This is a genomic window from Pseudomonas hygromyciniae (assembly GCF_016925675.1).
Classification (GTDB): domain Bacteria; phylum Pseudomonadota; class Gammaproteobacteria; order Pseudomonadales; family Pseudomonadaceae; genus Aquipseudomonas; species Aquipseudomonas hygromyciniae.
In genome coordinates this window covers 1,252,230-1,274,487 of the sequence record NZ_CP070506.1, presented here as the reverse complement: position 1 = coordinate 1,274,487, position 22,258 = coordinate 1,252,230, and the positions used below count along the sequence as shown (strand labels likewise).

At 61.3% G+C, this 22,258-nt stretch carries 18 protein-coding genes and 1 pseudogene; 5 read left to right on the top strand and 14 right to left on the bottom strand.

What is annotated here, in order from left to right:
- Positions 1–125 precede the first annotated feature (125 nt).
- The 9 genes and pseudogenes from JTY93_RS05515 to JTY93_RS05475 form a co-directional block, all read right to left on the bottom strand.
- Positions 126–1,127 carry a response regulator gene (locus JTY93_RS05515; protein ID WP_205477604.1) on the bottom strand — a complete coding sequence of 334 codons (1,002 nt, stop codon included), beginning with the start codon at positions 1,125–1,127 and terminating at the stop codon, positions 126–128.
- A 51-nt stretch (positions 1,128–1,178) separates the two neighbouring features.
- Positions 1,179–2,189 carry a chemotaxis response regulator protein-glutamate methylesterase gene (locus JTY93_RS05510; protein ID WP_205477603.1) on the bottom strand — a complete coding sequence of 337 codons (1,011 nt, stop codon included), beginning with the start codon at positions 2,187–2,189 and terminating at the stop codon, positions 1,179–1,181.
- Positions 2,186–4,483 (bottom strand): hybrid sensor histidine kinase/response regulator, encoded by a 2,298-nt coding sequence (locus JTY93_RS05505; protein ID WP_205477602.1) that lies wholly within the window; start codon positions 4,481–4,483, stop codon positions 2,186–2,188. Before JTY93_RS05505 ends, JTY93_RS05510 begins: the two co-directional genes overlap by 4 nt.
- The gene (locus JTY93_RS05500) at positions 4,480–5,178 is read right to left on the bottom strand and encodes a chemotaxis protein CheW (protein WP_205477601.1); all 699 of its coding nucleotides are present in this window, start codon (positions 5,176–5,178) and stop codon (positions 4,480–4,482) included. Before JTY93_RS05500 ends, JTY93_RS05505 begins: the two co-directional genes overlap by 4 nt.
- Complete coding sequence (locus JTY93_RS05495) at positions 5,175–6,440, bottom strand: CheR family methyltransferase (protein WP_205477600.1); 1,266 nt, start codon at positions 6,438–6,440, stop codon at positions 5,175–5,177. Before JTY93_RS05495 ends, JTY93_RS05500 begins: the two co-directional genes overlap by 4 nt.
- The gene (locus tag JTY93_RS05490) at positions 6,440–6,961 is read right to left on the bottom strand and encodes a chemotaxis protein CheW (RefSeq protein WP_205477599.1); all 522 of its coding nucleotides are present in this window, start codon (positions 6,959–6,961) and stop codon (positions 6,440–6,442) included. Before JTY93_RS05490 ends, JTY93_RS05495 begins: the two co-directional genes overlap by 1 nt.
- Complete coding sequence (locus tag JTY93_RS05485; protein ID WP_205477598.1) at positions 6,961–8,583, bottom strand: methyl-accepting chemotaxis protein; 1,623 nt, start codon at positions 8,581–8,583, stop codon at positions 6,961–6,963. Before JTY93_RS05485 ends, JTY93_RS05490 begins: the two co-directional genes overlap by 1 nt.
- Positions 8,584–8,729: 146 nt before the next feature.
- Positions 8,730–9,440, bottom strand: coding sequence for a tellurite resistance TerB family protein (locus JTY93_RS05480; protein WP_038442903.1), 711 nt, complete (start codon positions 9,438–9,440; stop codon positions 8,730–8,732).
- Positions 9,441–10,269: 829 nt separating this feature from the next.
- Positions 10,270–11,446 (bottom strand): annotated as a pseudogene (locus tag JTY93_RS05475) (integrase core domain-containing protein).
- A 398-nt stretch (positions 11,447–11,844) separates the two neighbouring features.
- On the opposite strand from JTY93_RS05475, the gene JTY93_RS05470 reads away from it, so the two are divergent.
- On the top strand, positions 11,845–13,470 hold the full coding sequence (locus JTY93_RS05470; RefSeq protein ID WP_169997345.1) for a glucan biosynthesis protein D: 1,626 nt from the start codon (positions 11,845–11,847) through the stop codon (positions 13,468–13,470).
- A 48-nt stretch (positions 13,471–13,518) separates the two neighbouring features.
- On the opposite strand, the gene JTY93_RS05465 is transcribed toward JTY93_RS05470, so the two are convergent.
- Entirely contained in the window at positions 13,519–13,704 is a 186-nt protein-coding gene (locus JTY93_RS05465) for a hypothetical protein (RefSeq protein ID WP_169997343.1), read from the bottom strand.
- A gap of 253 nt (positions 13,705–13,957) precedes the next feature.
- On the opposite strand from JTY93_RS05465, the gene JTY93_RS05460 reads away from it, so the two are divergent.
- Together JTY93_RS05460 and JTY93_RS05455 are read left to right on the top strand one after the other, a co-directional pair.
- On the top strand, positions 13,958–14,554 hold the full coding sequence (locus JTY93_RS05460; RefSeq protein ID WP_205476082.1) for a TetR/AcrR family transcriptional regulator: 597 nt from the start codon (positions 13,958–13,960) through the stop codon (positions 14,552–14,554).
- 2 nt (positions 14,555–14,556) lie between these two features.
- Positions 14,557–15,735 (top strand): DUF418 domain-containing protein, encoded by a 1,179-nt coding sequence (locus JTY93_RS05455; RefSeq protein WP_205476081.1) that lies wholly within the window; start codon positions 14,557–14,559, stop codon positions 15,733–15,735.
- A 77-nt stretch (positions 15,736–15,812) separates the two neighbouring features.
- Here JTY93_RS05455 and JTY93_RS05450 read toward each other — a convergent pair whose 3' ends face one another.
- From JTY93_RS05450 to JTY93_RS05440, 3 genes are all read right to left on the bottom strand, one after another.
- A complete protein-coding gene (locus JTY93_RS05450) occupies positions 15,813–16,919 on the bottom strand; it encodes an NADH:flavin oxidoreductase/NADH oxidase (protein WP_205476080.1) in 1,107 nt (368 codons plus the stop codon).
- Positions 16,920–17,089: 170 nt separating this feature from the next.
- Entirely contained in the window at positions 17,090–18,799 is a 1,710-nt protein-coding gene (recJ, locus tag JTY93_RS05445; protein ID WP_169997335.1) for a single-stranded-DNA-specific exonuclease RecJ, read from the bottom strand.
- Positions 18,800–18,960: 161 nt separating this feature from the next.
- Positions 18,961–19,503, bottom strand: a complete 543-nt coding sequence (locus JTY93_RS05440; protein ID WP_205476079.1) for a YaeQ family protein — start codon at positions 19,501–19,503, stop codon at positions 18,961–18,963.
- Between the two features lie 147 nt (positions 19,504–19,650).
- Between JTY93_RS05440 and JTY93_RS05435 the strand changes: the two genes are divergently transcribed.
- Together JTY93_RS05435 and JTY93_RS05430 are read left to right on the top strand one after the other, a co-directional pair.
- Entirely contained in the window at positions 19,651–20,850 is a 1,200-nt protein-coding gene (locus JTY93_RS05435) for a CaiB/BaiF CoA transferase family protein (RefSeq protein WP_205476078.1), read from the top strand.
- Between the two features lie 25 nt (positions 20,851–20,875).
- Positions 20,876–21,760: a TIGR02285 family protein gene (locus JTY93_RS05430; protein WP_205476077.1), complete on the top strand. Its 885-nt coding sequence runs from the start codon at positions 20,876–20,878 to the stop codon at positions 21,758–21,760.
- 170 nt (positions 21,761–21,930) lie between these two features.
- Here the strand turns inward: JTY93_RS05430 and JTY93_RS05425 are convergent, their stop codons facing one another.
- Positions 21,931–22,215 (bottom strand): DUF3509 domain-containing protein, encoded by a 285-nt coding sequence (locus JTY93_RS05425; protein WP_169997328.1) that lies wholly within the window; start codon positions 22,213–22,215, stop codon positions 21,931–21,933.
- Positions 22,216–22,258: the final 43 nt, after the last annotated feature.

Below are 22,258 nucleotides of genomic sequence, written 5' to 3'. Positions count from 1 at the left end.
CCGATAAAGAGCAAATGTGGGAGCTGGCTTGCCTGCGATACAGACGCCTCGGTGTATCCAGTAGACCGAGGAGACGCCATCGCAGGCAAGCCAGCTCCCACATTAGGTTGGCGGTGTTCTGTGGGTTATTCGATCCCGACCTGGTTGCGCCCGTTATGCTTGGCCAGGTACAACCCCTTGTCCGCCGCCGAGATCAACTGCCGGCAATCGGTGCCCAGCAGTGGCGTCATGGTCGCCAGGCCAATGCTGATCGTCAGGCTCGCCCCTTCAGAAGGTGCGATATGCGGGATCTTCAGCGCGGCAACGGCCTGGCGCAGTTTCTCGGCCACCAACCGCGCACCACCCGGCGAAGTATTGGGCAGCACCAGGGCAAACTCCTCGCCGCCGTAGCGCGCCGGCAGGTCCGAAGGACGGCTGCTGGCATCGCGAATAGCCGCCGCCACCTTGCGCAACGCTTCATCACCTTCCAGGTGGCCAAAGCTGTCGTTGTAGGTCTTGAAGAAATCCACATCGATCATCAGCAACGACAACTGGGTCTGGTCACGCATGGCACGCCGCCACTCCAGTTCCAGGTACTCGTCGAAGTGCCGGCGATTGGACAACCCGGTCAAGCCATCAGAGTTCATCAAGCGTTGCAGGACCAGGTTGGTGTCCAGCAACTGCTGCTGGCTGACCCGCAGCGCACGGTAAGCCGCGTCCCGTTGCAGCAGGGTCATGTAGGAGCGCGAGTGGTAGCGGATACGCGCCACCAATTCGATGTTGTCCGGCAGTTTGACCAGGTAGTCATTGGCCCCGGCGGCAAACGCGGCGCTCTTGATCAGCGGGTCTTCCTTGGTGGAGAGCACGATGATCGGAATGTTCTGGGTCGCCGGGTGGTTACGGTATTCGCGTACCAGGGTCAGGCCGTCCAGCCCGGGCATGACCAGGTCCTGGAGGATCACCGTCGGCTTGATGCGGATCGCCTGGGAGATGGCCTGGTGGGGGTCGGCACAAAAGTGGAAGTCGATATTTTCCTCATGGGCCAGACCGCGTCGCACGGCTTCGCCGATCATCGCCTGGTCGTCCACCAGCAACACCATGGCGGCATTTTCGTCGGTCTTGAAGTCGTCGAGTTGTAAATCATTCATTTGCGGTCACCTGAATTACTACGTGCAGGCCAGGACAGCGAGTTATATCGGTCATTTTGCGAATACCTCCAGCAATCGTGGCGCAATTCTGTCCAATGGGCGAATCTCAACAGCGGCATCAATCGCCGCTGCCGCTTTGGGCATGCCGTAAACCGCACAGCTCTGCTGATCCTGAGCGATGGTCAGATAGCCCTGCTCACGCATCAACTTGAGTCCCTGGGCTCCGTCGCGTCCCATGCCGGTCAGCAAGACGCCGACGGCATCGCCGTTCCAATGGCTGGCGACGCTCTCGAAAAACACGTCGATGGACGGCCGATAAATCTCATTCACGGGCTCCGCCGTGTAGGCCAGCGTACCGTTTTTCAGCAGCCGGATATGATGATTGGTGCCGGCCAGCAATACCACGCCACTTTGCGGTGGCTCGCCCTCACGCGCCAGGCGCACCGGCAGGCCCGAGGCGCTGCTCAGCCACTCGGCCATGCCGGCGGCGAAGACCTGGTCCACATGCTGCACCAGCACAATGGCTGCCGAAAAGTTCTGCGGCAAGCCCTTGAGCAGGATTTCCAGCGCCGCCGGACCGCCTGCCGAAGAGCCGATCGCCACCAGATTCAGGCGCTTGCCCGTACCCCGCGCGTGCACCGGTTCAGCCCGTACCCGGCTGCCGCGCTGGCCGATCAGCCAGCCAATATTGAGGATCTTGCGCAACAAGGGCGCGGCCGCCTCCTTGGCATCGCCAACCCCCAGCGCCGGGGTGTCCACCACATCCAGGGCGCCATGGCCCATGGCTTCGAAGACACGGCTGACATTCTGCTGGCGATCGACGGTAACAATAACGATAGCGCAGGGCGTCTCGGCCATGATTTGCCGGGTCGCCTCGACGCCATCCATCACCGGCATGATCAGGTCCATCAGGATCAAATCCGGGGTCCGCTCGGCGCAGCGCTGCACGGCTTCCAGGCCATTGGTGGCGACCCACACCACCTCATGGGCCGGCTCGAGGCTCAAGGCCCGGCGCAATGCCTCGACCGCCAGGGGCATGTCATTGACGATGGCGATCTTCATGCCCGGGCCCCTCCAATCAGTTCCACCACCGCATCGAGCAGGGCGTCGTCATGGAAACTGGCCTTGGCCAGGTAATAGTCCGCGCCGGCATCCAGGCCACGACGCCGGTCTTCTTCGCGATCCTTGTAGGACACCACCATCACCGGCAGCGACTGCAGGCGAGTGTCACGGCGCAACAGTGTGACCAATTCAATACCGTCCATGCGAGGCATATCAATGTCAGTGATCAGCAGGTCGAAATCTTCGGAGCGCAGAGCATTCCAGCCGTCCATGCCATCAACGGCGACCGCCACGTCATATCCACGATTAAGTAATAGCTTGCGCTGCAGTTCGCGCACGGTAAGTGAGTCATCCACCACCAGGATGCGCTTGCGCGCGGCCTCGACGGTTTGCTGGGCGCGGCGGGCAATGCGCTCCAGGCGGCCGGTGTTGAGCAACTTGTCCACCGAGCGCAGCATGTCCTCGACATCGACAATCAACACCACCGAACCGTCATCGAGCAGCGCGCCGGCAGAAATGTCCTGCACCTTGCCCAGGCGATCATCGAGCGGCAACACCACCAAGGTGCGCTCGCCAATAAAGCGTTCCACGGCAATCCCGTACACCGCTTCGCGCTCACGGATCACCACGACCTTGAGGGTGTCCTGGCTGGTCTGCCCGGGCGGGCGCTGCAATAGCTGGCTGGCCGCGACCAGGCCGACATGCCGGCCCTCGTGCCAGAAATGCTGCCGGCCTTCCAGTTGTACGATTTCGTCGGGCGAAAGGTCGCACATGCGTTCGATATGGGCCAAGGGGAAGGCGTAGGCTTCTTCGCCGACTTCCACCACCAGGCTGCGCACCACCGACAGGGTCAGCGGCACTTCCAGATGAAAGCGGCTGCCCTGCCCCGCCGTCTGTTCCAGCACCACCGCGCCGCGCAATTGGCGGACCATGTGTTGCACTGCATCCAAGCCTACACCGCGCCCGGAGACTTCGGTCACCTTGTCGCGCAGGCTGAAGCCCGGCAGGAACAGGAAGGTCAGCAGTTCCTCTTCGCTCAGGCGTAACGCGGTTTCCAGCGGCGACAGATTGCGCTCGACAATACTGGCGCGCAGGCGCTCCAGATCAACGCCGTTACCGTCATCGCTCAACTCCAGCACCAGCAAGCCCGCCTGGTGCGAGGCGCGCAGGCGGATCAGGCCCTCGGCCGGCTTGCCCGCCAGCAGACGCTGCTCGGGCATTTCGATGCCGTGATCGACGGCATTGCGCAGCAAATGGGTCAACGGCGCTTCAAGCTTTTCCAGCACATCGCGGTCCACCTGGGTCTTTTCGCCTTCGATTTCCAGGCGTACCTGCTTGCCCAGGCTGCGACCCAGGTCACGCACCATGCGCGCCTGCCCCGCCAGTACATCGGCAAACGGGCGCATGCGACACGCCAGCGCCGTGTCATACAGCACCTGGGCACGCTGGCCGGCTTGCCAGCCGAATTCATCGAGCTCGGCGGTCTTTTCTGCCAACAGCAACTGCGCTTCGCCCAGCAGGCGGCGGGCATCGGCCAGGGCTTCCTGGGCTTCGAGGCTCAGGTCGACGGTCTTGAGCTGGCCATCGAGGTTGTCCAAGGCCCGGGCGCCGTTGCTTTGAATGCGTTTGAGGCGTTGCAGGCTGGACAGATACGGCTTAAGCCGCTGGGTTTCCACCAGGGACTTGCTGGACAGGTCCAACAGGCTGTTCAAGCGCTCGGCCGTGACCCGCAACACGCGCTCGCCGCCTTCGATCATGCGTTTGTTCTGACGCGGCGCTTCACTGCCCAGGGGCGGCGCGGCCTCTGGTTCCGGGGGCAATAGCAGCGACTCTTCAAGGGACGCCAGCGGCTGCGCAAGCGGCTCGGGCAGCGGCGGCGGTGCAACCACTTTGGCCGTGGGTTGCGAGGGGTCCAGCAAGCGCTCCATCAGCGCCACATACCCCTCGATATCGGCCGGGCCCACGGTGTTGCCCGGCGTGGCGATGCGCATCAGCAGGTCAGTGCCCTGCAACAACGCGTCGATATGCTCAGGTTGCAGGTACAACCGGCTTTCCTGGGCGCTGACCAGGCAATCTTCCATCACGTGGGCAACGCTGACGCCAGCGTCAACCCCGACAATCCGCGCCGCGCCCTTGAGCGAATGCGCCGCGCGCATGCAGGCTTCAAGCTGGTCAGCCTGGGTCGGGTTGCGCTCCAGGGCCAGCAAGCCGGCGCTGAGCACCTGGGTCTGGGCATCGGCTTCCAGGCTGAACAGTTCCAGCAGCGAGGCGTCGCGCATCTGATCGGGGGTCATGACAGGCTCCGGGTCACGGCAGACAACAGTTGCGCCTCGTCCAGCCAGCGCAGGCTGCGGCCCTTGAACTGCAACACACCCTGGGTGTAGCGCGCACTGGCCTGGGTGCCGGAGGCAGATGCCGCCTTGAGGGTGCGCTCATCGATGGCGTGAATGCCATCCACTTCATCCACCGGCACCACCACCGGGCCATCCTGCGCGGCGATGATCAACATGCGCGGCATGATCCGCCCGCCGCTGGGGCCGCCGGCGGTGCTGTCGAGCCCCAGCAGTTCCACCAGAGACAGGCAGGCCACCAGCGCACCGCGCACATTGGCGACCCCGAGCAGCGCCCGGGAACGCTGGTGAGGCAAGGAATGGATCGGTTGCAGGGGCGCGACTTCCACCAGGCAACGGGTGGCGATGCCCAGCCACTCCTCGCCCAGGCGGAACATCAGCAATGAACGGGTAGCGACCTCATCATCGGCCTGCGCGGCGACGGCATGACGATGGTCTTGCTGGGCCAAGGCATAACGATCCAGCAGGCGGGTGGCGGCTGCGGAATACACCGCGCAATTGCGGCAATGGATATGCTCGGCCAGCAACGGGCAGGATTTATCGCCGTGGATGCCAATGCGGTTCCAGCAATCATCGATAGCCTGGGTATCGGCGACCGTCAGGTCCAGGTGGGTTTCCGGGGATGCAGAGCTACTCATCGTTTACGCTCACTGTCAGCGGCTCGCTCGCTGCGGGCAGCACGGGCTTGCAAGCGCCGCGCCCCCGCCGTATCGCCCTGGGATTCCAGCAGCGCGGCCAGGTGCATCAAGGCCTGCGGATGCTGGGGTTCCAGGTACAAGGCTTTTCGATAATACCCCTGGGCTTCGAGGGCGCTACCCGCCACATCACTGAGCAATCCCAGCCAGTAGAACACCTGGGCCGCCGGTGGATGGTTTTGCAGGTAGCGCTCGCAGGCAGCGCGGGCCTCAAGGCTTTTGCCTTCATTGGCCAGGGTCGCGATCTGACCGAGCAGCTGCGCCGCATCCGAGTGCACGGGAGCAGGCTTGATCGGCACCACCGGCGCCGCGAACGCACTGAATGGCCGGGGCTTGCTCGGAATCGGCGCGGCGCTGCGCTGGGGCACCGCAGGCGCTACGGGGACGTAGACCGGCTCGGGTGCGGCTTCGGCATGACGGCTGAAGGCAAATGACTGCGGCACACCAATCGAGCGCATGCCCAGGCGTCCCAGCAGGCTGCCTTCGGCCGGGCCTATAAACAGCACGCCGTCGACATGGGTCAGGCCCTTGAGCACTTCAAATACCTGCTTCTGGGTCGGCTGGTCGAAGTAGATCAGCAGGTTGCGGCAGAACACAAAATCATAGGTGGGCTCGTTGGCCAACAGCTGCGGATCGAGCAGGTTGCCCACCTGCAGACGCACCTGTTCACGCACCCGGTCGCAGACGCGGTAGCCATCCTCTTCGGCGCTGAAATGTCGCTCACGGAATTCGATGTCCTGGCCACGGAAGGAATTCTTGCCATACACCCCACGTCGCGCCCGCTCCACCGACAGTGGGCTGACGTCCATGCCTTGCACCTTGAACTGGTGAGGCGAAAGGCCCGCATCGAGCAGGGCCATGGCGATGGAATAAGGTTCTTCACCGGTGGAGCACGGCAGGCTGAGGATGCGCAGGGCGCGCATGTGCTTGATCTCGCCCAGCCGCGCCACCGCTAGCCGCGCCAGGGTGGCAAAGGATTCGGGATAACGGAAAAACCAGGTTTCGGGGACGATGACCGCTTCGATCAGCGCCTGTTGTTCCTCGCTGCTGGTTTGCAGGCGCTGCCAGTATTGATCGGCACTCAGCCCCTGCAACGCCTGGCTGCGCTGACGCACCGCGCGCTCGATAATCGCCTCGCCCACCGAGGCGACATCCAGACCGATTCGCTCCTTGAGGAAGTCGAAAAAGCGTTGATCATTGCTCATCACACCTCCCCAACTGTCGGGTCGGGGGCAAACAGCAAGGCACGGACCTCGGCGGTGAGCAGGTCGGCGACGCCGATCCACTGCGTCAGGCCCTGTTCGTCTTCGCGCACCGGGCCCAGATACGGCGCTTGGCGATTGTCCAGGCCATAGGGTTGGAAATCCGCCGGATCGCAGCGCAGGGTGTCAGTCGCCTGCTCGAGGATCAGCCCCAGCCAGCGCGATTCCAGCCAAGCCTCTGGACGATAGTTGACCAGTACCAGCCGTGTACTGGTGCGGGCCTGGGCCGGCGTACCAAAGGTCAGGGCGCTGAGATCGATCACCGGCACCATATTGCCGCGATGGGCAAAGATCCCGGCGACCCACACCGGCGCGTGGGCGATGGGCTTGAGCGGCAGGCGCGGCAACACCTCGGCCACTTCCGTGGCCTTGAGGGCATAGCGCTCGCTGGCGATATGAAACACCAGGAACAAGGCTTTTCTGGCTGCCGCCGCCACGCCGCGTTTCGCCGCCGGATCACTCATCAGACTTTGAAACGCGACACGCCGCTGCGCAGACCCACCGCAACCTGGCTCAATTCATCAATGGCAAAGCTGGCCTGGCGCAGGGATTCCACGGTCTGGCTGCTGGCATCGCCCAACTGTACCAAGGCATGGTTGATCTGCTCAGCACCCGTGGCCTGGGCCTGCATGCCCTCATTGACCATCAGCACCCGCGGCGCCAAGGCCTGGACCTGGTGGATGATCTGCGACAGTTGCTCGCCCACTTGCTGCACTTCGAACATGCCGCGACGCACTTCTTCGGAGAACTTATCCATGCCCATCACACCGGCCGATACGGCGGACTGGATCTCGCGCACCATCTGCTCGATATCGTAGGTGGCCACGGCGGTCTGGTCTGCCAGGCGCCGTACTTCGGTGGCCACCACGGCAAAGCCGCGTCCGTACTCACCGGCTTTCTCGGCCTCGATGGCGGCATTGAGGGACAGCAAGTTGGTCTGGTCGGCCACCTTGACGATCGTCACCACCACTTGGTTGATGTTGCCGGCCTTCTCATTGAGGATCGCCAACTTGGCGTTCACCAGATCGGCGGCGCCCATCACCGAATGCATGGTTTCTTCCATGCGGGCCAGGCCTTGCTGGCCGGAACCGGCGGCCACCGAGGCCTGATCGGCGGCGGTGGACACTTCGGTCATGGTGCGCACCAGGTCCTTGGACGTGGCTGCGATTTCCCGCGAAGTGGCGCCGATTTCGGTGGTCGTCGCGGCGGTTTCAGTGGCAGTGGCCTGCTGCTGCTTGGAGGTGGCGGCAATCTCGGTCACCGACGTGGTGACCTGCACCGACGACCGCTGGGCCTGGGATACCAGGGCGGTCAGCTCGGCCATCATGTCGTTGAAGCCAGTCTCGACTGCACCGAACTCGTCCTTGCGGTCCAGGTTCAGGCGCTTGCTCAGATCACCGGTGCGCATGGTTTCGAGGATATCGACGATGCGTTTCATCGGCGCCATGATCGCGCGCATCAGCAGCAGCCCGCACAGGCCGGCGGCGAGGATCGCGAGGAGCAGCGACACACCCATACTGATTTTCGCGGCAACTACGGCGTCATCGATGGCGGCAGTGGCCCTGTCCGCGACCTGTTTGTTCTCATTGATGATGTCATTGAGCTTCATGCGCCCTGCAGTCCAGGCCGGGGTCAGTTGCTCGTCGAACATCTTGACGGCCTCGGCTTCCTTATTGGCCTGGTGCAATTCCAGGACCTGGGCCAGCACTTGGTTGTACTTCTGGTGCAGGGCCTCGAAGGCGTCGAACTCGCTACGATCCTGGTCGATATTGATCGTCTTGGCATAACTGTCCATGTGCTGCTCAAGGCGCGCCTCGAACGTTTTGTAATCCTGCCGGTCAGCATCGGAAATGCCCTGGTGCTCGCGCAAACCGATCAATTCCTGGGTCTGCAGGTAGCTGTCGACCCAGGCGCTGCGGATCATCGAGCTGAAAAAAACCCCCGGCACGGCGTCGTCGCGCACCGAGTTTTCGCTCGCTTCGATCTTCAGCAACCGTGAATACGAGACCACAACCATCAGCAGCATGATGGCGATAATGACCGCAAAGCTCGCCAATATGCGTTGGCGCAAGGTCCAGTTCTTCACAGTATTTCCTCGAGGGCCGATCAAATGCCGGGGAGTATAGCTGAGGCCGTGCCATCATTTATCAATGGGTTGTGGAGCAAGTCTCAAGGAATACAAAAACACCCCGCAACCTATCCGGGTGCGGGGTGTTTTTTGTGCGGGGCGGGTCAGAGCGTGGCTTGGCGTACCTGTTTTTCCAATTCACTCTTCAAACCCGGTTCCAACTTGAGCTGGCGGGCCAGTTCGTCGAGGTAGGACTTCTCCATGAAGTTTTCCTCGTCCACCAGCATGACGCTGGCAATGTACATTTCGGCGGCCATTTCCGGGGTGCTGGCGGCACGGGCTACATCGGCGGGGTCCAGGGGTTTGTTGAGCTCGGCATGCAGCCAGCGTTGCAGCTCCTGGTCGTTGTCCAGCTTGACGAATTCACCTTCGATCAAGGCGCGCTCGCGCTCGTCCACATGACCATCGGCCTTGGCGGCGGCCACCAGGGCCTTGAGAATGGCCTGGCTATGCAGCTCGACCTGGGCTGGCGGCAGGCGGTCGAGGGTCTGTGGCTCGCCTTTCGGCGCACCGGCCTGTTGTGCTTGCCAGTTGCCGTAGGCCTTGTAGGCAATGACGCCTAGTGCTGCAAGACCGCCATAGGTGAGGGCTTTACCGCCAAAGTTGCGGGCTTTTTTGTTGCCCAGCAGCAGGCCCATGGCCCCGGCGGCCAATGCCCCGCCACCCGCGCCGCCCAACAGGCTGCCGAGCCCGCCACCGCCGAGCAGGCCGCCCAGTGCGCCTTTGTCATCGCCTTTACGTTGACCGCCCGCCTTGTTTTGCAGCATGTCCTGGCCGGACTTGAGCAACTGATCAAGCAATCCACGGGTATTCATTCATAGCCTCCAGAAACTTGGGTTCATAGGTTTAATAGGCTGTCAGCGTAAAACTAAGTGCCAATATTCCTGGATATAGAGTGCTTCCAGATGTAACTCATGACTGGGGTTGGGGTTGGGTACATATCCGTTGCTGCGGTAACGGCGGCTATGGGTTCCGCCCTTACGGCGGGTCACTTTGGAAAAGAGCCCCAAAGTAACCAAAGGGCTCTTGCCCCACCACTCGGTGCCTCGCCTAGGCTCGGCATGCCCGTAATCCGACATTGATTTGGGGGGCCGCCGCGATGGGCCATCCATGGCCCAGCGCGGCTAAACCGGCGTCCTGCCGGTTTACCCCCCAAATCAATATCGGATTACGGCCAGCGTGGTTTAACGGGGCGCCTAAGATCAAAATCACAAGCAAAACGAGGCGGCCTGACAGCCGACCTGATCGTCGAAGCGTGCGCGTATCCTTGGGGGAGCGGGCTTGCTCGCGAATGCAGTCTGTCAGTTGATAAATGTATTGACTGATACTCCGCATTCGCGGGCAAGTCGAATCGTCGCACCGCCGCTCCCACAGGGGGACGCAGCTCCGCGCTCTGGCGTTGCTGTTGCTCAGCTTTTGATCTGGCTTTTGATCTTAGGCGCCCCGTCAAACCACGATGGCCGCAGGCAGGTATTGCGCAGTGGGCACCCCGGCAGGATGCCGGGGTAGCCGCGACACGGCCATGGATGGCCGATCGCGGCGGGCCCACGGAGCAATGCCTGACTGCGGGCATGCCGAGCCTAGGCGAGGCACCGAGTGGTGGGGCATGTACGGGACAACCACATGGGTTACAAAAAAGTGCATTCACATAGGTGACACTTTGATTGAGACATAACCGTTCTTTGCATCTCTCGCATTCACATGGCCCAAGATCACCGGACCGAAGATTACATTCCATACCCCATCACCAATCATCTCCATTCCGATGGTCTGGTGACGAAGTAAATTGCCGATATAAACCCGCATGCCTCCTCGATTGATGATTCCGCTACTGTCGGCCAGGTAACTCTCAATATGGCTCGCATAGGTCATTTCCGGTAGCTTCTCCGGGTACATTCGAGTTGAAGGCGTATAGCAAGCGGCAGGCGTTTTCTGGCCAAGCGCCTCGTGCCCACGCTCGTAATTGTAGTGCTGCAGGAAGCGATCAAAGTGGCGCTGCTGGGCTTCCCAGGCAATTGCCGACGGGTGAGGTAACGTGCTTTTCAGCGTTCGGTGCATACGCTCATGCCGCCCATTCTGATCTGGGCGACCTGGCTCGATCCGCTCAGGAATGATCCCAAGTCTCATCCACCAGATCGACAGCTGTGACAACCCCGCTCGACTGGTGCTGGCAAACGGTATGCCGTTGTCGGTACGAATGCGCTCTGGCAGGCCGTATTCGCGAAAAAACCCTTTCGAAGGTTTGCTGGGTTTCCTTCAGATTGGTGCTGCTCATGCTCTGGCACGCCAGCAAAAACCGGCTGGCATGATCCATGATCGTCAGCGGATAACACCAAATCCCTGCTCCGGTCAGGTATTGGCCTTTGTAATCAGCGCTGAATAACTGGTTGGGATTTTCTGCCTTGCGTAAAGGCTTGGGATACACAGCCACCCGTCGGCGCAATGGCTTGGGGGTAATCAAATCAGCTGCCTTGAGAATGTTGTAAATGGTCGTCTTCGAGGGCGGATCCTGATCTGGGAAACGCTGGATGAGACTATTCTGAATCTTTTTCGGGCCGGGAATCGTCTCGCCACTTAAGCGAAATTCAACGATTGCCTGTTTCACAGCCAAGGGCACCACGTAGGTTTGGTTGTGGCGGCAGCGGCTACGCTCATCAAGCCCACTCGGGCCCTCTGCCTCGTAACGCCTGATCCACTTATACCCAGTCTTGCGGCTGACCTCATAGTCCCGGCACAGCTGGCTAAGGCTGTGCTTCTGGGACAGGTAATCGGCAATGAACAGTACTTTAAGGTCCATAGGTTTCAGCTCTTTCCAGGGCATGGTCAGATCCTCGCGAAATCGACCCTGCCAGTTAAAAACTGTTACCTATGTGCGTGAACTGATTTGTAACCCATGTGGGTGAGTCATACCGGCAAGAGCCCTTTGGTTACTTTGGGGCTTTTCCAAAGTGACCCGCCGTAAGGGCGGAACCCATAGCCGCCGTTACCGCAGCAACGGATATGTACCTCCCCTACAGCCCCCCCCCCGCTGACACGTCTTGTTTCACATGCAACGCCATCATCCCGCTATCAATCAATTTTCCTTCCCCACCGAACCCCTTAAGCTATTCGACATCTGTTTACTGTCCGTTGCGTTTGGCCGAAGGCATGTCCGAACCGTTATTTCTGATCCAGCACGCGCCAGGAACGGCACGGGATTGCTCACCACAGGTTGTATTTATGCACCGCAGGAATTTGCTCAAAGCGTCCATGGCCATCGCGGCCTATACCGGACTGTCGGCCAGTGGCCTGCTCGCCGCTCAGGCCTGGGCCGGGAATCGTGCAGCCGATGGCGACGCCAAAGCGTTCGACTTCGATTGGCTCAAGCTGCAAGCCAAGCAACTGGCTGGCAAACAGTATCAGGACACCCGCCAGGTGCTGCCGCCGACCCTGGCGACCATGACCCCGCAGAACTTCAATGCCATTGGCTACGACGGCAATCATTCGCTGTGGAAAGACCTCAAAGGCCAACTGGACGTGCAGTTTTTCCATGTCGGCATGGGCTTCAAGACCCCGGTGCGCATGCACAGTGTCGACCCCAAGACCCGTCAGGCGCGGGAGGTGCATTTCCGTCCATCGCTGTTCAACTATGAAAAAACCACGGTCGATACCCAGCAGCTCAAGGGCGACTTGGGCTTTTCCGGGTTCAAGCTGTTCAAGGCCCCGGAACTGGACCGCCACGATGTGGTGTCTTTTCTCGGCGCCAGCTATTTCCGAGCGGTGGATAACACCGGCCAATACGGCCTTTCGGCGCGCGGCCTGGCCATCGATACCTACGCCAGCAAACGCGAAGAATTTCCCGATTTCACCCAGTTCTGGTTCGAGACGCCGGACAAGGACAGCACCCGCTTCGTGGTCTATGCCCTGCTCGACTCACCGAGCGCCACCGGCGCCTACCGCTTCGACATCGATTGCCAGGCCACCCAGGTGGTGATGGCCATCGACGCCCATATCAACGCGCGGACCGCGATCCAGCAGATGGGCATCGCGCCCATGACCAGCATGTTCAGTTGCGGCACCCATGAGCGGCGCATGTGCGACACCATTCACCCGCAGATCCACGATTCCGACCGCCTGGCGATGTGGCGCGGCAACGGCGAGTGGATCTGCCGCCCGCTGAACAACCCGGCCAAGCTGCAATTCAATGCCTTCGCCGATAAAGACCCGAAAGGTTTCGGCCTGGTGCAGACCGACCATGAATTCGCCAGCTACCAGGACACTGTGGATTGGTACAGCAAGCGCCCGAGCCTGTGGGTAGAACCGACCACCGCGTGGGGCGAAGGCTCTGTCGACCTGCTGGAAATCCCTACCACCGGCGAGACCATGGACAACATCGTCGCCTTCTGGACCCCAAAGAAACCGGTGGCCGCCGGCGACTCCCTGAACTTTGGCTACAAGCTCTACTGGAGCGCCCTGCCCCCGGTCAGCACGCCGCTGGCGCAGGTCAACGCCACCCGTTCCGGCATGGGCGGTTTCACCGAAGGCTGGGCACCGGGTGAACATTACCCGCCGGTCTGGGCGCGCCGGTTTGCCGTGGATTTCAAGGGCGGTGGCCTCGACCGTCTGCCCGAAGGCACCGGGATCGAGCCGGTGGTCACGTGCTCCCATGGCGAAGTGAAAGATTTCAGCGTGCTGGTGCTCGATGACATCAAGGGCTATCGCATCCTCTTCGACTGGTACCCGACCAGCGACAGCGTAGAACCGGTGGAAATGCGCCTGTTCATTCGCACCAATGACCGGACCTTGAGTGAAACCTGGTTGTACCAGTACTTCCCACCCGCTCCGGACAAGCGCAAGTACAGCTGATGCCAAACGTTCCCACGCGCTGAGTAGCGTGGGAACGCCCTGGCCGGGTCAAAAGCGTGAAATGCTCTTCATCGCGCCAATCAGATAGCGCATTGCAACTTGATCGTTTTCGGTCAAGGCGCGGTACTGCTCCAGCAGTTGAGTCTCATCCGAGCTCAATCGGCGGCCATGCAATGACAGCCTGCGGCTGAAAAAAAGCGTCAGAACCTCTGTTACACCAATGGACTTGGCCATGGAATGTTTCTCCGTGTAATAAACAACAACTCCTAATGCCCATAACCCTGTCCGCGAAGTGCAATGCCTCAGCGAGCAAACAGACTGACTTCCTGGGCCAGAAGCCGCCTTACTTCAAGCGTAGAAACTATCCTGACGCCTGTGAGATTTTTTTAGAGTATTCACTTAAATATTTCTCTCGAAGCAAAAAACTTGCAGAAAACTCTTACGCCTCATAAATTGACTGACCACTCAATTAATTAATGAGACAGGCATGCGCACCATTGATCCCCAACAACGCGAAAGCAAACGCATGGCCCTGTTGGATGCCGCGTCCCAGTGTTTCGCCGAGGCCGGTTTTGTCGCCACGCGCACCGCGGATATCTGTGCCCGAGCCGGTATGAGCGCGGGCAATCTGTTCCACTATTTCGCCAGCAAGCACGAGGTCTTGCTGGCGCTGGTGGCCCGCGAAGGTGCAGAGATCCAACAGGCCATGGCGCCGTTGGCCAAGACGGCTGATCCGATGGCGCAGTTGCTGGCTTTCCTCGATCAGGTCTGCCAATTGGCCTGCGACCGCCACTATGCTGGTCTGGCGCTGGAGATCTCGGCCCTGGGTCACCGCGACGAAGCCGTGGCGCGGCTGGTGAAGGCCAATGACCGCTCGTTGCGTGATGGCTTGGAAGCCCTGGTAAAGGCGGCCGACCAGGCCGGGCAATTACACACCGCGTTGAGCGTGCCCGACGCGGCCAACTGGCTGGCCGCCTTGATCGATGGCATGTTCGCCCGCGTGGCTGTCGACCCGGACTTTCACCCCGAGCAGCAGACCAAGGTCCTGCGGGGCCTGGTGGTTCACCTGCTGCAGGGGCGTTGAACATGCCAGCAACGGCCACTGCGCGCTTGGTGCAGGTCGATGCGCTGCGTGGGTTTGCCTTGTTCGGCATCCTCAGCGTGAATATCTGGGCCTTTGCCGATCCCTTTTATGCCTCGACCTCCAGCAATCCGGCCTACGCCAGCGCGCTCGATCACGGGGTGCGGCTGCTGGTGGCATGGTTGTTCGAGACCAAGTTCTACCTGCTGTTTTCCTTCCTGTTCGGCTACAGCTTCACCCTGCAAATGGCCGCCGCCGAGCGTGCCGAGGCCGCCTTCGTCCCACGCATGCTGCGCCGGCAACTGGCACTGCTGGCATTGGGCCTGGTCCATGGTGCCCTGTTGTACTACGGGGAGATTCTCTCGACTTATGCCCTGCTGGGCCTGGTGCTGCTGGCCGCCCGCAACCTGTCAGCGGCCCGCGCCCGGCGGTGGGCAGTCGGTCTGGTGGTGGTCGCCTGTTCACTGTGGATGGCGTTGGGAGTCTTGCAGGGGCTGGCGGGTGAATCGGTCGGCACTGGCCAGGGCGAAGCCCAGGCAAAACTCACGGCATTTTCCGCCGGGGCCCTGCAAACCTTGCAGTTTCATAGCCGGGAGGTGTGGACCACAGTGCCGGCGTTATGGCTATTGCAAGGACCCAGCGCCCTGGCGATGTTCCTGTTCGGCTACGCCGCTGGGCGACAGCAGTGGCTGGCGTCGCCACAGACCTGGGAACCGCGCACCCGACGCCTGCTACTAATGACCGCCCCACTGGGCCTGCTCGGTGCGCTGCTCTACGCCCTTACCGCCGCTTACAGACCAGGCGGCGGCCTGGAAACCTTTGCCTTCGGCCTCGGCCAACTGACGGCACCGCTGCTGACAGCCGCCTATTGTCTATTGATGTTGGCGCTGTTCAACACCACCAGCGGTGCAAGGCTGTGCGCGTACCTGGCGCCGCTGGGCAAGATGGCCTTGAGCAATTACCTCATGCAATCGATGGTGCTCGGGCTGTTGTTCACCGGCTACGGCGCTGGCTGGATCAATCAGGTCGAGCCATGGTTGCTTTTACCCATGGCGGCCACGATTTTTATCCTGCAAATGTGGCTGAGCACCCACTGGCTACGCCGCCATCCCTACGGGCCGTTCGAGTGGTTGTTGCGCGCCGCGACGTTACTGGCCTGGCCGAACTGGCGGCGCAGCGAATAAACATCAAAATCCCCCGGCCACAGGCAAGAAAAAACCCACCGTGATCAGCGGTGGGTCTGGGTGATAAATGTAAAAAATCAGTCGCGCAAGTCAGACTCATGAATCGGCTGGTCGCGGTGGGTCGCCCGCTGGTATTGCGCCGGCCAGGTCGCCTTGCGCCCGCCCAGGTCGTCATCGGCGTGCAGCGGCCAGTACGGATCACGCAGCAGTTCCCGGGCGAGGAAGATGATATCGGCCTGGCAGGTGCGCAGAATATGCTCGGCCTGGGCCGGCTCGGTAATCATGCCCACCGTGCCGGTGGCCATGCCGGACTCCTTGCGCACACGCTCGGCAAAGCGCGTTTGGTAACCGGGCCCGATAGGGATTTCTGCATTGGCCGCAGTGCCACCGGAGGATACGTCGATCAGGTCCACGCCCAGGTCTTTGAGGCGGCGCGCCAGCTCCACGGTTTCATCCGGGTTCCAGCCGTCTTCCACCCAGTCGGTGGCCGAGACGCGCACAAACAACGGCAGCTCTTGCGGCCACACCTCACGCACCGCTTCGGTGACTTGCAATACCAGGCGAATGCGGTTTTCAAAGGAGCCGCCATATTGATCCTGGCGCTGATTGCTCAGGGGCGAAAGAAACTGATGCAGCAGATAACCATGGGCGGCATGGATTTCCACCACTTTGAAACCGGCAGTCAGGGCGCGTTTGGCGGCGGCTACGAAGTCGGCGATCACCTGCTGGATTTGCCCTTCGTCCAATTGCCGGGGCGCGGTGTGCTGTGGGTCGAAGGCGATGGGCGACGGACCTACCGGCACCCAGCCGCCGTCTGCGGGCTTGACGCTGCCGTGCTTGCCGATCCACGGTCGGTGGGTGCTTGCCTTGCGCCCGGCATGGGCCAGTTGAATACCTGCCACCGCCCCTTGGGCGCTGATAAAGCGGGTGATGCGCTGCAACGGTTCAATCTGGGCATCGTTCCACAGGCCCAGGTCCTGGGCGGTGATGCGGCCATCCGCGGTGACGGCGGTGGCTTCACTGAAAATCAGGCCAGCGCCGCCGACGGCGCGGCTGCCCAGGTGCACCAGGTGCCAGTCATTGGCCAGGCCATCGACGGCGGAGTACTGGCACATCGGCGATACGGCAATGCGGTTGAGCAGGGTCAATTGGCGCAGGGTATAGGTTTCAAGCAACAGACTCATGGGGCACCTCTTCTCGTATCCGGTGGGCATTGGCTCCAGGGTTCTGTCTGACCGGTGCGCGTGACGAAAAGATGAAAGGCCCGTCCCCTTCGGGCTAAAAAACAGACAAGGTCACAAGACCAATCACACAGTGCTTAGAGACTAGTCGACAACCGGGGATTGCACAGGGTTCAGCGCGGTTCGATGTGGGCAATCATCAATTGCACGGTTTCCTGGCCACGGAATTCGTTGACGTCCAGCTTGTAGGCCAGCTCCACCCAGCGAATGGTCGGGTTGGGCCACACTTCGCGGTCGATGCCAAAAGCAATGCCATCGAGTTTCACCGCGCCGCACTCACTCTTGAGCACCACCTTGAGGTGACGCTCGCCCACCACCCGTTGCTCCACCAGTTGAAACACCCCGTGAAACAGCGGTTCGGGAAAGTGCTGGCCCCAGGGCCCGGCATTGCGCAGGGCGCGGGCCAGTTCCAGATGGAACTCTTCCACCGCCAAGGTGCCATCGGACAGCAGGCGCCCGGTGAGGTCTTCTTCACGCAGTTGGCGGCGCACTTCGGCGTCGAACGCTTCGGCGAACAGCGGGAAGTTCGCTTCAGGCAAGGTCAGGCCCGCCGCCATGGCGTGGCCGCCGTATTTGGCGATCAGGTTCGGATGCTGGCTCGCCACCACGGCCAGGGCATCGCGGATATGGAACCCCGGCACCGAACGCCCAGAGCCCTTGAGCAGGCCGTCACCGGCATCGGCAAAGGCAATGGTCGGGCGGAAATAGCGCTCTTTCATACGCGAAGCAAGGATGCCGATGACACCCTGGTGCCACTCGGGGTCGAACAGGCACAGGCCGAATGGCATCGACTCCACCGGCAAGTCCTTGAGCTGGGCCAGGGCTTCGCGCTGCATGCCCTGCTCGATGGTCTTGCGGTCCTGGTTCATGCCGTCCAGTTGCGCGGCCATTTCCCGGGCCTGGGCGAAGTCGCTGGTGAGCAGGCATTCGATGCCCAGGCTCATATCATCCAGGCGCCCGGCCGCGTTGAGGCGTGGGCCGAGAATAAAACCCAGGTCAGTGGAGGTGATACGCGCGTGGTCACGCTTGGCCACTTCGAGGATCGCCTTGATGCCCGGCCGCGCACGACCGGCGCGAATCCGCTCCAGGCCCTGGTAGACCAGGATGCGGTTATTGGCATCCAGCGGTACCACGTCGGCCACACTGCCCAGGGCCACCAGGTCGAGCAACTCGCCGATATTGGGTTGCGGCTGGTTGTCGTACCAGCCCAGGCTGCGCAAGCGCGCGCGCAACGCCATCAGTACGTAGAAGATCACTCCCACGCCCGCCAAGGCCTTGCTGGGGAACTCGCAACCGGGCTGGTTCGGGTTGACGATGGCATCGGCCGCCGGCAATTCGTCGCCGGGCAAGTGGTGGTCGGTGACCAGTACCTTGAGCCCCGCCGCCTTCGCCGCCGCCACGCCTTCGACACTGGAGATGCCGTTGTCCACGGTGATCAGCAACTGCGGCTCGCGTTGCAAGGCCACGGCGACGATTTCCGGGGTCAGGCCGTAGCCGTATTCGAAGCGGTTGGGCACCAGGTAATCGACATGGGCGGCCCCGAGCAGGCGCAGGCCGAGGGTACCCACGGTACTGGCGGTGGCGCCATCGGCATCGAAGTCGCCAACGATCAGGATCCGCTGGCGCTGTTCCAGGGCCGTCACCAGCAAGTCCACGGCGGCATCGATCCCTTTGAGCTGCTGATAGGGAATCAGACGCGCCAGGCTCTTATCCAGCTCATCCTGCGAGGTCACGCCACGGGCGGCATAAAGACGGGTCAGCAACGGTGGCAATTCACCGAGGAACGGCAGGACGGCGGGCAATGGGCGAGGATCGATACGCATGGGGTGATGGGGGCTTCTCTAGCTATAGATAAAAATGCTCACCCTGTAGGAGCGAGCTTGCTCGCGAAAAACGCAAGGGCACCGTATTCATTCTGGATGCCCGCGTTATCGTGGACGCCCTTCGCGAGCAAGCTCGCTCCTACAGAGGGCGGTGTTGAATACTAGCCGCGTTCGCCGACCAGCCACTGCAACTGCACTTCGTGCTGGCCGCGGTCATCGGTGACGAAGATCGTGCCTTCGCTGATCATTACATCCCACTTGATCACCCGTGGCATGTCCTTGGCCAGGGTTTCCAGGATTTCCTGGGGCACGGCAGCGATGTGCACGTTTTTCAGGTTGTTGGCCACCGGCACCACCTTGCCTTCCCACACCCGCAGGCTGCCGTAGGCCAGCAGGCTGGTACGCTCGGTACGGCGCGAACACCAGGTCAGGCGGTCGGCATCGGGCTGACCGACTTCGATCCAGTGCAGAACCCGATCATCCAGGCTTTTTTCCCACAGGGCTGGTTCGTCTACATCTGACAGTCCGCGACCAAACGACAAGTGCTCGTTGTACCAAAGGGCGTAGGCCAGCAACCGTACGGTCATGCGCTCTTCGGTTTCCGACGGGTGACGGGCGATGGTTTGCTTGACGCTCTCGTACACCGAACGATCGAGGTCGGTCAGGTTGAGTTCAAACTTGTAGGTCGTGGACGGCTGGGCCATGAACGGACTTCTAGAGACAGGAAAAGGCGGCCAGTCTAACCGATGGCGGGGTCATTCAACGAATCCTGCGCTGCATCATCCTTATCCCTGCACCGCTCGCCTATGTTAAAAGGCAATACACACCTGCCTGCACTAGTAAGGATCCTCATGTCGTTTACCGCCAAACCGCTTGCCGGCCTGAAAGTCATCGAACTGGGCACCCTGATCGCCGGCCCGTTCGCCTCGCGCATCTGCGCCGAGTTCGGGGCCGAGGTGATCAAGGTCGAATCCCCTGACGGCGGCGACCCGCTGCGCAAATGGCGCAAGCTGTATGAAGGCACCTCGCTATGGTGGTTTGTGCAGGCACGCAATAAAAAGTCCCTGACCCTGAACCTCAAGCATCCGGACGGCCTGGCGATCCTCAAGCAACTGCTGGCAGACGCCGACATCCTGATCGAGAACTTCCGCCCCGGCGTCCTCGAAAAACTCGGCCTGGACTGGGACACCCTGCACGCCCTGAACCCCAAGTTGGTGATGGTGCGGCTCTCGGGCTTTGGCCAGACCGGGCCGATGAAGGATCAACCGGGCTTCGGCGCGGTCGGTGAGTCCATGGGCGGGCTGCGCTACATCACTGGTTTCGAGGACCGCCCGCCAGTGCGTACCGGGATTTCCATAGGCGACTCCATCGCCGCGCTGTGGGCGGTGATTGGCGCACTAATGGCCTTGCGGCATCGCGAGGTCAACGGCGGCCTCGGCCAGGTGGTGGACGTGGCGTTGTATGAAGCGATCTTCGCGATGATGGAAAGCATGATTCCGGAGTTCGATGTGTTCGGGTTTATCCGCGAGCGCACCGGCAACATCATGCCGGGCATTACCCCGTCATCGATCCATACCACCGCCGATGGCAAGCACGTGCAAATTGGCGCCAATGGCGATGCGATCTTCAAGCGCTTCATGCTGACGGTCGGTCGTGAGGACCTGGCCAATGACCCACAACTGGCCAGCAACGATGGCCGCGATAGCCGGCGCGACGAGCTGTACGGCGTGATCGACCGCTGGGTCAACAGCTTGTCGCTGGAACAGGTGGTGGAGCAGTTGAACCTGGCCCAAGTACCTGCCAGCCGGATCTACAGCGCCGAAGATATGCTGGGCGACCCGCAATACCTGGCTCGGGAAATGTTCCTCAAGGCACAACTGCCCGACGGCAAGGATTTCAAGATGCCCGGCATCGTGCCCAAGCTTTCGGACACCCCTGGCAGTTGTGAGTGGGTCGGGCCGGAGCTGGGCGAGCATAATGCCGTGGTTCTGCAATCCCTAGGCTACGACAGCGCCGCCGTAGCCCGTTTGCGCAAGGAGGGCGCGATCTGATGCCGCTCGGAGCACGTTCAAGATAATGGCCTGCCGTTTCATCAAGGCGCTGCGGCGCCTATGGCTCATCGCCCCGCTGCTCGTGGCGCTACCGCTATCGAGCCAGGCACAGGACACGTTAACCTGGGTGGTGCGTGACCTGCCGCCGATGACCATTTTCGATGGCCCGCAAAAGGGCCAGGGCAGCGTCGATAAACTGCTGCCGCTGTTGATCGAGCGCCTGCCGCAGTATCGCCACCAGATTCTGCACGTCAATCGAGCCCGAGGCATGCAAATGCTCCAGGCGCCCTCCTTCACCTGCGATCCATCGCTGGTATGGACACCCGCGCGGGCCAAGAGCATTGTCTTTTCCACACCTGCGTTTGCCGTGCTGAGCAATGGCATCGCGATTCGCCGTAACCGACAGGACGCCCTGGCAAGCTATGTGGTTGACGGCAAGTTCGATCTGGCGCGGTTTCTTGATGCGCAACAGACACGTCTTGGGATCGTCGCCGAGCGTAGCTACGGCCCCGGGATTGACGAGCAGTTGATCCAGGCCGATCCACTCGAACTGGCCCCACACTACGGCAACGACGCACTGGGCAGTTTGCTGCAGATGCAGCGCCTGGGGCGGTTGGAAGCCGTGCTGGGCTACTGGACGGAAATCCGCTACCAGGCAGCGCAACAGGGTATTGATCCGCAAGACCTGTTGTTCTATCCGATCAAGGGCACGACGCACTATCAGCGGATCCATATCGGTTGCTCGAACACCCCAAAGGGACGCGAGGCCATCAGCCATATCAACCGCGAGTTGCAGAATATCCCTCAGGAGACGCTACTTGAGTCCTATGCCAACAGGCTGGACCCGCTGACACGCGAGCAATACCTCAAGGACAACCCGAGGTTTTTCAGCGACGCGCCGCTGCCTTGATAAATCCCGGGCAAAAAGAAACCCCGAGCAGTGGGGAGACAACTCGGGGTTAAACGTGGCCTACAAAGACCAGTACAACAAGCTACAAGCACCGGAGCACAATGCTTGATCCTGCTGTTACAACGTCTGACTCGCCATCCTGTAGGAAGGTTCCAAAGATAAAACTTTCTTCATGCCTGGGCGGTGATGCGTGTCTGGGCGGCGTTGCGCAAGGCCGCGACCACCGAGGGCTCCAGGCGCCCTTCGGCGATTTTCAGGTCGCGGTGCAGGCAATCCACCACGTCCACCAAGGCGCGCTTGTCGGTCAATTGTCCACGATCCACTTCGCGTTCAACCACGATAGCGCCCGTCGGGCTCTTCACCGTCACCAGGCACTCGCCGTGTACACCCGAGGTAGTCAGCGTGACCTGATAAGGGCTCAGCGCTTCACCGAGCAATAGGCTGATACTTTCCATCTCGATCACCACTCAATCATGAGAAAAATAAATAACCACTGTA

Excerpts from the sequence above, each read along its gene's own strand:
- JTY93_RS05490 (WP_205477599.1), bottom strand. The coding sequence starts at position 6,961 with ATGAGTGATCCGGCGGCGAAACGCGGCGTGGCGGCGGCAGCCAGAAAA.
- JTY93_RS05450 (WP_205476080.1), bottom strand. The coding sequence starts at position 16,919 with ATGAGTCTGTTGCTTGAAACCTATACCCTGCGCCAATTGACCCTGCTC.
- JTY93_RS05465 (WP_169997343.1), bottom strand. The coding sequence starts at position 13,704 with ATGGCCAAGTCCATTGGTGTAACAGAGGTTCTGACGCTTTTTTTCAGC.
- JTY93_RS05425 (WP_169997328.1), bottom strand. The coding sequence starts at position 22,215 with ATGGAAAGTATCAGCCTATTGCTCGGTGAAGCGCTGAGCCCTTATCAG.
- JTY93_RS05515 (WP_205477604.1), bottom strand. The coding sequence starts at position 1,127 with ATGAATGATTTACAACTCGACGACTTCAAGACCGACGAAAATGCCGCC.
- JTY93_RS05480 (WP_038442903.1), bottom strand. The coding sequence starts at position 9,440 with ATGAATACCCGTGGATTGCTTGATCAGTTGCTCAAGTCCGGCCAGGAC.
- JTY93_RS05440 (WP_205476079.1), bottom strand. The coding sequence starts at position 19,503 with ATGGCCCAGCCGTCCACGACCTACAAGTTTGAACTCAACCTGACCGAC.
- JTY93_RS05430 (WP_205476077.1), top strand. The coding sequence starts at position 20,876 with ATGGCCTGCCGTTTCATCAAGGCGCTGCGGCGCCTATGGCTCATCGCC.
- JTY93_RS05505 (WP_205477602.1), bottom strand. The coding sequence starts at position 4,483 with ATGACCCCCGATCAGATGCGCGACGCCTCGCTGCTGGAACTGTTCAGC.
- JTY93_RS05460 (WP_205476082.1), top strand. The coding sequence starts at position 13,958 with ATGCGCACCATTGATCCCCAACAACGCGAAAGCAAACGCATGGCCCTG.
- JTY93_RS05495 (WP_205477600.1), bottom strand. The coding sequence starts at position 6,440 with ATGAGCAATGATCAACGCTTTTTCGACTTCCTCAAGGAGCGAATCGGT.
- JTY93_RS05435 (WP_205476078.1), top strand. The coding sequence starts at position 19,651 with ATGTCGTTTACCGCCAAACCGCTTGCCGGCCTGAAAGTCATCGAACTG.
- JTY93_RS05510 (WP_205477603.1), bottom strand. The coding sequence starts at position 2,189 with ATGAAGATCGCCATCGTCAATGACATGCCCCTGGCGGTCGAGGCATTG.
- JTY93_RS05455 (WP_205476081.1), top strand. The coding sequence starts at position 14,557 with ATGCCAGCAACGGCCACTGCGCGCTTGGTGCAGGTCGATGCGCTGCGT.
- recJ (WP_169997335.1), bottom strand. The coding sequence starts at position 18,799 with ATGCGTATCGATCCTCGCCCATTGCCCGCCGTCCTGCCGTTCCTCGGT.
- JTY93_RS05470 (WP_169997345.1), top strand. The coding sequence starts at position 11,845 with ATGCACCGCAGGAATTTGCTCAAAGCGTCCATGGCCATCGCGGCCTAT.
- JTY93_RS05500 (WP_205477601.1), bottom strand. The coding sequence starts at position 5,178 with ATGAGTAGCTCTGCATCCCCGGAAACCCACCTGGACCTGACGGTCGCC.